This is a genomic window from Pseudomonas sp. GW821-FHT09A09 (assembly GCF_059418405.1).
Window position 1 is genome coordinate 1 of record NZ_JBWKPU010000070.1, and the last position, 11011, is coordinate 11011.

10 protein-coding genes are annotated in these 11011 nt (G+C 62.7%); 2 read left to right on the forward strand and 8 right to left on the reverse strand.

Annotation, left to right across the window (positions count from 1 at the left end):
• Positions 1 to 85: 85 nt before the first annotated feature.
• The 3 genes from AC07OV_RS30195 to AC07OV_RS30205 are packed head-to-tail and all read right to left on the reverse strand — an operon-like array spanning position 86 to position 2593.
• Positions 86 to 802, reverse strand: a complete 717-nt coding sequence (locus tag AC07OV_RS30195) for an ABC transporter ATP-binding protein (RefSeq protein WP_494999208.1) — start codon at positions 800 to 802, stop codon at positions 86 to 88.
• The gene (locus AC07OV_RS30200) at positions 799 to 1626 is read right to left on the reverse strand and encodes an ABC transporter permease (protein ID WP_494999207.1); all 828 of its coding nucleotides are present in this window, start codon (positions 1624 to 1626) and stop codon (positions 799 to 801) included. The genes AC07OV_RS30195 and AC07OV_RS30200 overlap by 4 nt, the downstream gene beginning before the upstream one ends.
• Positions 1627 to 1636: 10 nt before the next feature.
• Positions 1637 to 2593 (reverse strand): aliphatic sulfonate ABC transporter substrate-binding protein, encoded by a 957-nt coding sequence (locus AC07OV_RS30205; protein ID WP_495093584.1) that lies wholly within the window; start codon positions 2591 to 2593, stop codon positions 1637 to 1639.
• A gap of 333 nt (positions 2594 to 2926) precedes the next feature.
• On the opposite strand from AC07OV_RS30205, the gene AC07OV_RS30210 reads away from it, so the two are divergent.
• The gene (locus AC07OV_RS30210) at positions 2927 to 3142 is read left to right on the forward strand and encodes a TOBE domain-containing protein (RefSeq protein ID WP_003173733.1); all 216 of its coding nucleotides are present in this window, start codon (positions 2927 to 2929) and stop codon (positions 3140 to 3142) included.
• A 136-nt stretch (positions 3143 to 3278) separates the two neighbouring features.
• Here the strand turns inward: AC07OV_RS30210 and AC07OV_RS30215 are convergent, their stop codons facing one another.
• From AC07OV_RS30215 to AC07OV_RS30235, 5 genes are all read right to left on the reverse strand, one after another.
• Positions 3279 to 6626, reverse strand: coding sequence for a hypothetical protein (locus AC07OV_RS30215; protein ID WP_495093585.1), 3348 nt, complete (start codon positions 6624 to 6626; stop codon positions 3279 to 3281).
• Between the two features lie 87 nt (positions 6627 to 6713).
• A complete protein-coding gene (locus tag AC07OV_RS30220) occupies positions 6714 to 7865 on the reverse strand; it encodes a MalY/PatB family protein (protein WP_495093586.1) in 1152 nt (383 codons plus the stop codon).
• 59 nt (positions 7866 to 7924) lie between these two features.
• A complete protein-coding gene (locus AC07OV_RS30225; protein WP_176999437.1) occupies positions 7925 to 8518 on the reverse strand; it encodes an FMN-dependent NADH-azoreductase in 594 nt (197 codons plus the stop codon).
• Positions 8515 to 8955 carry a GNAT family N-acetyltransferase gene (locus AC07OV_RS30230; protein ID WP_495093587.1) on the reverse strand — a complete coding sequence of 147 codons (441 nt, stop codon included), beginning with the start codon at positions 8953 to 8955 and terminating at the stop codon, positions 8515 to 8517. Before AC07OV_RS30230 ends, AC07OV_RS30225 begins: the two co-directional genes overlap by 4 nt.
• Positions 8948 to 9424, reverse strand: coding sequence for a carboxymuconolactone decarboxylase family protein (locus AC07OV_RS30235; protein WP_176999435.1), 477 nt, complete (start codon positions 9422 to 9424; stop codon positions 8948 to 8950). The genes AC07OV_RS30230 and AC07OV_RS30235 overlap by 8 nt, the downstream gene beginning before the upstream one ends.
• Positions 9425 to 9557: 133 nt before the next feature.
• Between AC07OV_RS30235 and pdxR the strand changes: the two genes are divergently transcribed.
• Entirely contained in the window at positions 9558 to 10919 is a 1362-nt protein-coding gene (gene pdxR, locus AC07OV_RS30240; RefSeq protein WP_495093588.1) for a MocR-like pyridoxine biosynthesis transcription factor PdxR, read from the forward strand.
• The last annotated feature ends 92 nt before the right edge of the window (positions 10920 to 11011 follow it).

Consider the following 11011-nt stretch of genomic DNA (forward strand, 5'->3'; position numbering starts at 1 on the left):
GGGCCCTTGAGGACGCCATCGCCGGCAAGCCGGGCTCCTACAGAGTGCAGCGTTAGTGAAATCGCTATCGCCGGCAAGGATCGGGTCAGATGACGTGGGCGCGTTGCAGCTCGGTCAAAGACAACGCCTTGAGCTGGGCCAGCAACGGATCACGCCGGTCACGCGGGTGCGGTAAATCCACCGCGAGTTCCTGACGAATACTGCTCGGCCGGTTGTCCATCACCAATACCCGATCACTTAAATACAGCGCCTCATCCACATCATGGGTCACCAGCAACAACGCGATGGCATGGTGCGCCGCCAGTTGCAGCAGCAAGTCCTGCAGTTTCATGCGGGTGAAGGCATCCACCGCACTGAACGGCTCATCCAGCAGCAACACCTGCGGGCGCGAATACAAGCCGCGCGCGATGGCCACGCGCTGCGCCATGCCGCCGGACAACGCCTTGGGCAGGGCCTGGGCGAAGCCCTTGAGGCCGACTTCTTCGATCAATTGCGTGACCCAGGCTTTGTCATAACGGTCGTCATCGCTGAAACCGATGTTCTGTTCCACCGTGAGCCAAGGCATCAGCCGGGGTTCCTGGAACACGAAAGCGACCTCGCCCTCAGGGCTGCGTAGCTCACCTTGATAGTCCTGCTCCAACCCGGCCACGATCCGCAGCAGTGTGCTTTTGCCGCACCCACTGGGACCCAGCAGGCTGACGGCCTCACGCGGTTGCAAGGCCAGGCGCACCTCCTTGAGCACGGTGGTGGTGGCGAAGCTTTTGCGTTGAACATGGATCTGCAACAACGGTTGGCTGCTCATTGCTCCGCTCCTTGGCCATTGAAGGTGTCGCGCCACGCCAGGCAGCGTTTTTCCAGCGCCGCCAACAGGCCGTCGGTGATCTTGCCGAGTACCGCCAACACGATGATGGCTGCCAGTACGATGTCTGGCCGTGAGGTTTCCCGTCCGTCACTGAGCAAATACCCCAGGCCCTTGGTGGCGGCGATCAACTCGGCGGCCACCAGGAACATCCACGCCAGGCTCAAGCCACTGCGCAACCCGGTAAACAGACCGGGCAGGGCGGCGGGCAACAGGATTCGCCGTACCAGCCGGCGCCTGCTGAAACCGTACATCTGCCCGACCTCCACCAGCTTGCGGTCGATGTCGCGGATCGCCGCCACGCCGTTGAGGTACACCGGGAAAAACGCGCCAATCGCGATCAGTACGATCTTGGAGGTTTCATCGATGCCCAGCCACAGCAGCAACAACGGTACCCAGGCCAGGCTCGGGATCGAGCGCAGCCCGGCGAAGGTCGGTTCCAGGTAGGCTTCGGCCTCGCGGCTCAGGCCGACCCAGGCGGCAAACACAAGGGCCAGCCCGGCGCCGATGGCAAAGCCCAGCAGCACCCGCAACAGGCTGGCGCTGATGTGTTTCCACAAGGCGCCTTCGGCGAGGTCGGTGAGGGTTGCCGCAATCTCGCTGGGCGCGGGCATCTGGTACGACGGCAGCCAACCCACACGCACCACCACCTCCAGCACCAGCAGGATCAGCACCGGCAACACCAGCCCCTTGAGGCGGCGCGGCCACGCGCTGCGGTTAATCACTACCGGCGCGGCAAGGGGCAGTGCTTGGGTTTTGCCTGTCATGGTGCGCTCCTCAGTGGCCGAACGAGGTGTCGATCAACTGGTCGATCACCTGGTCCACATTCACGCCTTTGCGCACCAACTCTTCGGACACCAAAATCGGTGCAGCCGCCTTGGACGCCACCACATCCTTGCTGCTCAGGAAGGGTGTACTCAAGTCGGTGCGCGACAACTGCAACTTGGCCACTTCCAGCGGCAGGCCGGACTCGTCGGCGAGTAACTTGGCGAATTCATCCGGGTGCTTGACCGCCCAGTCGCGAGCTTTTTCATAGGCACCGAGTACCTTGGTGATGGTCTGCGGGTGCTCCTTGGCGTACTTCTCGGTGACGCTGACCACGCCGTAGCTGTTGAAGTCCTTGTTGCGGTACAGCAGGCGCGAACCGGCCTGGATTTCGCTGGCGGCCATGTGCGGGTCGAGACCGGCCCAGGCGTCCACGTCACCTTTCTCCAGCGCGGTGCGGCCGTCCGGGTGTTGCAGGTGCACCAGTTCCACGTCGTCTTTTTTCAGCCCGGCTTTTTGCAGGCTGCGCAGGGTGAACAAGTAGGGGTCGGTGCCCTTGGTGGCGGCGATTTTCTTGCCCTTGAGGTCGGTGACGCTCTTGAATGGCGAGTCCTTGCGCACCACCAGCGCGGTCCATTCGGCGCGGCTGTAGACGTACACCGATTTGATCGGGCTGCCATTGGCGCGGCTCAACACCGCCGACAGGCTGGCCGACGAGGCGAAGTCCACGCCACCGCTGTTCAGGTACTCCAGCGAGCGGTTGCTGCCCTGGCTCAGTACCCAGCCGACTTTGCTCTGCGGCAGTGCCTGCTCCAGCCAGCCGAAATGCTTGAGCACCAGGCTCACCGGTGAGTAGTAGGCGTAATCCAGGTTGACTTGCGCGGGGTCGGTTTCCGCGGCAAATGCTTGGGGTTGAAGGCACAAGGCGAGGGCGCACGCGCCGAGTAAACGTGTGGTGAAGAGGGTCATGGAACAGCTCCGGGCTACATAAGCGAACAAGGCGTTGAGAGAAGGCTTTTTCTTATATTCAGAAAACTGAATCGGCATGTTCCATCATGCTTTATAGGAATATGCAGTCTCTGTGCCAGCTCGCCCGGAGGCGCATTTGCGGGGTTTTACGTTCAGCGTACTGTGATGGAAGAGGGCAGAGTGTTGATCGACTGTTGGCAGGCAAACAGTTCTCATATATCGTTATGGAATAAATAAAGAGTTATATATTCCTTTTAATGTCTTCTGCGTTGGCGCATTTTGAGGGCCTGCGCATTCGTGCGGATTGACCCAACAGCCAAAAGGAAAGCCGACATGACCATCAAAGCGATCAACGTGCGCAACCAGTTCAAGGGCGTGATCAAGGAAATCCTGCTGGGGGAAGTGGTGTCTGAGATCGACGTGCAGACCGCGTCCGGTATCGTGACCTCGGTGATCACCACCCGCTCGGTGCGTGATCTGGAATTGAAGGTGGGCAGTGAGGTGATTGCCTTTGTGAAGTCGACTGAAGTCTCCATCGCCAAGTTGTAAACCTCAATATCCAAACCCAATGTGGGAGCTGGCTTGCCTGCGATAGCGATGTACCTGCCGACAAAAATGTCGACAGTGACTCCGTCATCGCAGGCAAGCCAGCTCCCACATTAGGGTGTATCAGTCTGTCAGGTGGTCAGATGATTTTCGCGCCGCTGCCTCCCGGTGGATGGGGTTGCGGTTTCTCCGGCGGGGCGTCCGACGGCAGTTGCTTGGGCGGCGTGTTCGGGTCTTCGTAGTGCTTGTGCAAGTCGCCATCCAGCCGATTGCTCGACGAGCCACCTTTTTGTGGCGTTTCGTCGAAGTGCTCCCATTCCGATTGCTGGAAGCGAAAGATACTGTCGTCGGTCGGTGTATCGCGGCCGCCGTAGTGGTGGATTTCGTAGTGGGCGTACTCGACCTTGTCAGCCCAGTTGTCCTGCAACAGACCGTCGCCGGCCAGGTCGCGGTACCAGTCGTTTTCCTTCTCGGTGGCCTTCTGCTTTTTGTTGTGGTCGACAAAGTAGCCGATGATCCCGCCCACCACCGCCAGTACCACACCCACCAGGAACAACGGCCCGGTCAGCGCCGCCGCCGTGCCTGCGCCAAACAGTGCGGCGGCGCCCAGTACCCCAGCCGAGGCGCCGAATGCACCGCCCGCCACTTGCAGGCCGCCCGCCGCTTGGGCCAATGGGTCTTTGCTGTCGACACCGCTCTTGATCGCCAAGGCGCCCAGCACGATATCGGCAAACCCCCCGGCGATGTCCGTCGCCGGGCCGAGCACCTTGATCACCGAGCCGGCAATCTTGGCTGACTTGGACGCGCCCAACTTGGCTGCGCCCGCGGCGGCCAGGCCGTCGTCCAGGTGAGTGGCCAGGCCTTCGGTGGCCTCGGTGACGGCTTTGTCGCCCTCGCCGAACAGCTTGGAAATGCCGTCGTACTGGCTATCAGGCACGGCGTCGAGAGCGGTAGCGATCTTGTTCTTGACCTCGGTGGGCAACTCGCTGGTGCGGAACTCGAAGTTCGGCTCCTGCAGGCCGGTCTTGCCCCAGATTTCCGGCAGGGTCTTGTCCAACCCGAGGAAGTCCACCAGGCCGCCTTTGCCCAGGGTTTCGCCGATCTTGTCGCCCAGGCGCACGAAGTGGCTGGAGCCACCGGCGAAGCTGAGGAAGTCCTTGGCGATGGTCATGCGCTGGGCCGGGGTTTCACCCAGCTTGCCGCCTTTGCCCACCAGTTGGTAAATCGCCGAGAACATGGTCACGCCCGCGCCGAGGGAGCCGAGGATGCCCTTGCTGTTGAGGGTGTGGAACACCTCGCCGAGCATGCCGCGATCAGCCACCGGGATATAGGGCTTGCTCAGCGCGGTCTTGAGGTCGGCTTCGCTGATCACGCCGTTGTTCTTGTAGACCTCGCCGAGTTCTTCCAGGGCCTTGGTGACGGCGGAGGATTTTTCCTTGCCTTCCAGGCCTTCGTTGAGGAATTTCTCCAGGGTTTCCTGGGAGCGGCGCGGCAGGTCGAGCAGGGTGCCCTTGAGCACGCCCTTGAGCAGGCCGAACAAGTCCTTGGTCGCCAGTTCCTTGTTCTCGTCGGAGATTTTGCTCGGGTCCGAGAGGATCGCGTTGAGGTCGGTGGTCAATCCGTCGGCCTGGATGTTCTGCGCGGCCTTGCTTGCAGCTTCCGGGTCGAACAGCGACAACGAGGTGAGGGTGTCGCTGAGGTCCTTTTGTGCCTCGGAGGTCTTGCCCTGGTCTTGCAGGTCCTTGAGGTACAACACGTAGTCCGGGTTGGCGGTGAGGTCCAGCAGCTTCTGCTTGATCTCGTCCTTGTTCGGCAGTTTGTTGATGGCGTCGTCCATCTTCGACTTGTAGTCGGCCTGCACGGTCGGGTCTTTGAACAGCTCGCCAATCTGTTGCTGCACGGCCTTGCCGTCGATGATGTCGTGCATGTCGGCCGAGGTCAGCTCGGTCTGCTTGTCATCGAACTCGCGCCAGGTGGTGTTGAACGGGCGTCGCGCTTCTTCGTAGCCGGTGATGCCATGGCCGTTCTGGTAGGCGGCCTGGGCTTCCAGGGCGCGGACCAGCTTGGCTCGAGGATCGTCCTTGGGAATCGAGCCGTCCTTGACGCCGGCGCGGTAGGTGTCGATCAACTGGGTGGTGGCCAGTTCGCTGACGCTGAGGGTCGGCGACTTGTCGTCCTTTTCATCGGCGTGCACGCCGGTGTCCATGTTCAGCACATCGAGGTCGCCGGCCTTGGGCAGGTTGTGCTTGCTGCGGGTGTCGTCCACCGCGCCGGCGCTGAAGGCGTCCCACTTGGCCTTGACGTCGTCGTAGAGCTGCGGGCTCAGCTCCTTGGACACGATGACCTTGCCTTCGCTGGTTTCATAGCGGATCAAGCCGTCACCCAGTTCATCCGGGGAGCCGAAGGTGATGTCGGTGTTTTTCAGGAAATCATTCGGCCCGGCCAGCTTGTAGCCGGCGTCTTCGCTGGTGTGGATCTTGTCCCAGGTGTCATGGGCGGTCGCGACGTTCTTGAACAGCTCGGGGCTGACGTCGGACGACACCACCACCTTGGTGCCGTCGTGCAGTTCGTAGGTGAGGATGCTGTCTTTCTGGTCGTTGTTCCAGCTGAAGGTCTTGTAGTCGTTCAGCCCTGGAATCGGGGTGTTGGCATCGGCGAGCACCGCGCCGTTGTTGAGTTCGCCTTCGACCACGGCTTTTTTGTCCGGGTGGGTGTAGACCTCGTGCAGGCCGGCCAGGTAGTCGAACAGCTTGGGGTTGTCGTCGCGGGCCACGACCATTTTTTGGCCGTTGCTTTCAAAGCGGATCAGGCCCGGGCCCACTTCATCTTCAGGGCCGACGGTGGTGCCGGCGTAGGGCGGCCACACTTCGTTGTCGCTGGCACGCTTGTAGCCGGCGTCTTCACTGCTGGAGAGGCCCATGAAGCTTTCGTAGTCGTTCTTGGCTTTCTGGAACGCTTCGGGGTTGTCGCGCTGGCTGACGACGAACTTGCTGCCGTCCTGGGTCTCGTAGCGGATCACGCCCGGGCCGGTTTCATCCGGTGGGCCTAGGGATTTGTAGTCGGCGAGTTTTTCCGGGGCCGTGGCGTCGCCGCCAAGGCTTTGATAGCCGGCATTCTGGCTGGCGACCACGCCGGAGAGCGCCTTGAAGTCTTCGCTGACCTGCTTGAACAGGTCCGGGCTGTCGTGCTCGCTGACGATGACTTTCTTGCCATCCTGGGTTTCATAGCGGATCAGCCCGGGGCCGACCTCGTCGGGTGGGCCGATGGCCTTGTAGTCGGCGAGGGCCGGCGGCGGTGTGGCGTCCTTGGCAGCCAGTTCATAGCCTTGCTGCTTGCTGGCATCCAGCCCTGACGGCGTCTTGTCCTGGGCCTCGACCTTCTTGTTGGCGCTGTTCTTGAGCAGCACATGGAACGCTGCGCCGGACTTGGGCGGCGTGCGGGGAAGGGCTTTGGGGTCGGACGTACGATCGAGGGGCTGTGTCGTCATGCCATGGAACTCCTACTGTTACCGGTGGGACGTAGCGGTAAAAACAGTAACAGCAGGGGTTGGGCACTCGTTGCGAAAAGTTGTGAATTAGGCCCGGCGGTGGCGCAGCGCCTGCTCCATGCGTTGCAGGCCTTCCTCCAGCATCGACTGCGGGCAGCCGAAGTTCAGGCGCACGAACTGCTGGCTGTCATCACCGAACTCGATGCCGGCGCTCAAGCCGACCTTGCCTTGTTCGAGGAAGAACTGCTGCGGATCGTCCAGGCCCAGGGCGCTGCAATCGAGCCAGGCGAGGTAGGTGCCTTGTGGTGCGTGCATCACCACGCCCGGCAAACGGGTTTGCACGGCGTTCAACAGGTAGTCACGGTTGGCTTGCAGGTACTGCACCAGCGCGTCCAGCCACTCGCCGCACTGGCTGTAGGCGGCGCGGGTGGCTTCCAGGCCCAGGGGGCTGACGCTGTCGACCATGCCGCAGCGTGCGTTGTTGAAGCGCTCGCGAATTTCAGCGTTCTGCACCACGGCGAAACAGGTCTTCAGGCCGGCCACGTTGTAGGCCTTGCTCGCCGACATCAGGGTGATGGTGCGCTGGGCGATCTCCGGGCTGAGGCTGGCGGTGGGGATGTGGCGACGGCCGTCGAAGCACAGCTCGGCGTGGATTTCATCACTGATGATCAGTGCGCAGTTTTCCAGGCACGCGTCGGCCACGGCTTGCAGCTCTTCGCGGGGGAAAACCTTGCCCATGGGGTTGTGCGGGTTGCTCAGCAGCAGCGCGCCGGCGCCCTTGAGGGCTTCGCGCATTGCAGGCAGCGGGGTGTGGTATTCGCCGTCGATCAGCTCGAACGGCACTTCGATACGCGGCAGGTTCCAGTGGCCGGGCGCCAGGCGGATCGGGCGGTAGTTGGGGGTTTGCAGCACCACCGGCTGGCCCGGTTGCACAAAGGCATGCAGGGCCATGTTGAAACCTGGCTCTACGCCGGGCAGGAACAACAGCTCTTCGGGCAACACGCGCCAGGCGTACTTGGCCCACAGGTCCGCGACGATGGCATCGCGTACGTCCGGGCCAGCCACGCTGTAGCCCAGCACTTGCTGGTCGAGGCGCGCGTGCAATGCCTGCAGGATGGCGGGTGGCGCGGCGATGTCCATGTCGGCGATCCACATCGGCAAAACGTCTTGCGGGTAACGGTTCCACTTGGTGCTGCCGGTGCCGAGGCGAGGGTGGATCGTGTCGAAATCAAAGCTCATGGAGAGGCTCGTGTCAGGGAGGCGGGCAAAGAATGGCGCCGATTCTAGCGCCATTAATTTTATAGGCCAGTGCTGATTGCCTCCGACAGTTGCCGATGGGCCTGCTCGACGGCCCGTTTGACCGCGTCTTCACCCCGCACCATGGCGCCCAGGTAGACGAACTCCACGCTGCGGATCCCCACCGTGGCGAGGATGGCGGCCATGTAGGGGGTGAGAAAGTCCGGCTCATGGCCCTTGCGCGAATTGCCGGAACTGACCAGCACGAAGGTGCGCCGGTCGTCCAGCAGGCCGACTTTTTCAAACTGTTCATTGACCGTGAAACTGCGCTGGATGCGCACCACATGGTCAATCCAGGCCTTGAGCGCGGCCGGCACGGTGAAATTGTGCACCGGGGTGCAAATGATCAGCAGGTCGCAGGCCTCCAGTTCAACGATCAACTGTTCCGACAAGGCCGTGGCGTTTCCACTCAGCCCGCCCGCGCTGGTCAAGGCATTGGCGTACTCGCGGGTCAGCGGTGGCAGCGCCTGGCCGCCGTAGTCGCGCTCGATGACCTCAGCACCCGGCACCAGGTCCTTTAAGAAGGCGCGGGCCAGCTTGAAGGTGTGCGCGGCCTTGCCGTGGGGGCTGAAACTGAGGAGCAGGGCGCGGGTCATTGGCTCAGGTCCTGGGAAAAATGCATGCCCTTGGGCAACAAGCCCTGGCGGAAGTAGAAACGCTGGGCCAGGGCCATGTGCATGCCGGTGTCCAGGACCAGGTAGCGATAACCCAGGGCGCGGGTTTCCTCACGCACGCGGTCGAGCAGCTGTTCCCCCAGGCGACGGCGTTGCAGCGCGGCGTCTACCACCAGGTCATCCACATAGATGAAGCGGCCATACAGGGTGTTCTCGGTGTGCCGGTAGCCGATCAGGCCGATGACCTTGCCGTTCTCGCAGGCGGCCAGCAGGTGGTAGCCGTTCTGCCGCTGGCGCTGGACTTGCCGGGCAAACGCTGGCGCATCCGTGAGGTGCGGGCGCAGCTGCTGCATCACGGCAAAGCTGGCGAGGCAGTCGGCTTCGGTTTCCATGGGGGTGAATTCGACGTGCTCATTCATGGTCGAGGTTCTCCAGGTGCGCCTTGATCGCCGCCGGCACTTTGCGAAAGCTGATGGCGACGCGGTTCAGGGCATTCATCAGGGCAATCGCCAGGGTCAGGTCGGCGATTTCCTTCTCGCTGAACACCGCCGTGGCCTCGGCGTAATCGGCATCGGGAATCTGGGTCTGCGCCACGTGGGTGACCGTCTCGGCCCAGGCCAAGGCGGCTTGCTCACGTGGGGTGTACAGCGGCAAACCCTCGCGCCAGGCCGCCAGCAGCATGATTTTTTCCAGGCTCACGCCCAGCTTGAGCAGGTCGCGGGAGTGGGAGTCCAGGCAGTAGGCGCAGCCGTTGAGCTGCGAGACGCGCAGGTACACCAGGTCGATCAGTTCTTTTTCCAGGCCGCAGCCGTGGACATAGCTGTGTACTGAACCCAGGGCTTTGTAGCCGGCAGGGGCGGCCAGGGCGTAATCGAGGCGGTGTTTCATGGTGCGATCCTTGTGTTCGTCAGGGGGTGCGCCATTTTCGGCGGCCGCTGCCGCGCTCGACAGGGGCATGATTGGACAAGTGGGTTGGGACATGATCAGACTTCGCCTTGTCTTCCCGCCGAGCCCGATTGCGATGTCGTCACTGCCCAAGTACCAGGAAATCTACCGGCGTTTTCGCCTGGCCATCGACCAGGGCCAACTGCGCCCCGGCGAGCGCGTGCCGTCGGTGCGCGCATTGGCCCAGGAACTCAAGGTGGCGCGGGGCACGGTGGAAACGGCGTACCAGTTGCTGGTCAGTGAAGGTTTTTTTGAAGCCCGTGGGCAGGCGGGCACGGTGGTTGCCGAATCGCTGGCGCAGTTGGCGTTAAAACCCGTGCCGGTGCCGGCCCCTGTCACCTGCGGCCCGCGCCCCCTGCAAATGGGCCTGCCGGCACTGGATGCCTTCCCGCGCAAACTCTGGGCGCGGCTGGTCACCCAGCAAGTGCGCCGCACCGACGCCGACAGCCTGGCCATGGGCGATGTGTGTGGCGTGCAGGCCCTGCGCGTGGCGATCGCCAGCTACCTGGCGCTGTACCGGGGCGTGGAGTGCGCGCCTTCCCAGGTGTTTGTGTGTGCGGGGTATTCGGGGGGCTTGGCGTTATTGTGCGATGCGTTGGAGATGGCGGGGCAGCGTTGCTGGTTCGAAGACCCGGGGTATCTGCATGCGCGGCAGTTGCTGCAGCACAAGGGCGTAGAGCTGGTGCCGGTGCCCGTGGATCAAGACGGGCTGGATGTTGAGCAGGGTATGCAGCGTGAGCTTCAGGCGCGGCTGGCGATTGTCACCCCGGCGCATCAGAGTCCCCTGGGCGTGGCGCTGAGCCCGGCACGGCGTCAGGCCTTGCTTGGCTGGGCGCGGGAGCAGGGCAGTTGGGTGGTGGAGGACGACTACGACAGTGAGTTCCGCTACCGCGGCCAGCCGCTGGCGGCGCTCAAGAGTCAGGATGCCGATGATCGGGTGATCTATGCGGGCAGCTTCAGCAAGATGCTGTTTCCGGGGTTGCGCCTTGGCTACCTGGTGGTGCCGGTGGCGTTGGTCGAGCCCTTTGAGCGCAGCGCCCGGGTGTTGCAGCAGCGCAGTGCGCAATTGCTGCAGCTGACGGCGGCGGACTTTTTGGAGCAGGGGCATTTCACGCGGCATTTGAAGAAGATGCGTCAGTTGTATGCGCAGCGGCGGGGGTGGTTGGTGGCGGCGTTGCAGGCGCATTGCGCGGAATTTCTGCGGGTGGATGAGCAGGCCGGCGGGATTAACTTGCTGGCGCGGTTGTTGGTGGACGTGCCCGATGCGGTGGTGGCCCGGGCAGCGGGTGAGATGGGGTTGGGGGTGCAGGCGTTGTCGGGGTGGACGCTGGAGGCTGGGGGTGGGCAGGGGGTGTTGATGGGGTTTACCAATTTGTGTACGGCTGGGGAGGCAGACTCGGTTGTTTTGGTTTTGAAGGGGGTCATATCCGGAATTTAGGTGATGGCTACTTATGGTTCCGCCCTTACGGCGGGTCACTTTGGAAAAGCCCCAAAGTAACCAAAGGGCTCTTGCCCCAACACTCGGCACCT

Bases quoted from the DNA above. Each gene is read 5' to 3' on its own strand.
- AC07OV_RS30195 (WP_494999208.1), bottom strand. From the start codon at position 802: ATGAGCAGCCAACCGTTGTTGCAGATCCATGTTCAACGCAAAAGCTTC.
- AC07OV_RS30200 (WP_494999207.1), bottom strand. From the start codon at position 1,626: ATGACAGGCAAAACCCAAGCACTGCCCCTTGCCGCGCCGGTAGTGATT.
- AC07OV_RS30205 (WP_495093584.1), bottom strand. From the start codon at position 2,593: ATGACCCTCTTCACCACACGTTTACTCGGCGCGTGCGCCCTCGCCTTG.
- AC07OV_RS30210 (WP_003173733.1), top strand. From the start codon at position 2,927: ATGACCATCAAAGCGATCAACGTGCGCAACCAGTTCAAGGGCGTGATC.
- AC07OV_RS30215 (WP_495093585.1), bottom strand. From the start codon at position 6,626: ATGACGACACAGCCCCTCGATCGTACGTCCGACCCCAAAGCCCTTCCC.
- AC07OV_RS30220 (WP_495093586.1), bottom strand. From the start codon at position 7,865: ATGAGCTTTGATTTCGACACGATCCACCCTCGCCTCGGCACCGGCAGC.
- AC07OV_RS30225 (WP_176999437.1), bottom strand. From the start codon at position 8,518: ATGACCCGCGCCCTGCTCCTCAGTTTCAGCCCCCACGGCAAGGCCGCG.
- AC07OV_RS30230 (WP_495093587.1), bottom strand. From the start codon at position 8,955: ATGAATGAGCACGTCGAATTCACCCCCATGGAAACCGAAGCCGACTGC.
- AC07OV_RS30235 (WP_176999435.1), bottom strand. From the start codon at position 9,424: ATGAAACACCGCCTCGATTACGCCCTGGCCGCCCCTGCCGGCTACAAA.
- pdxR (WP_495093588.1), top strand. From the start codon at position 9,558: ATGTCGTCACTGCCCAAGTACCAGGAAATCTACCGGCGTTTTCGCCTG.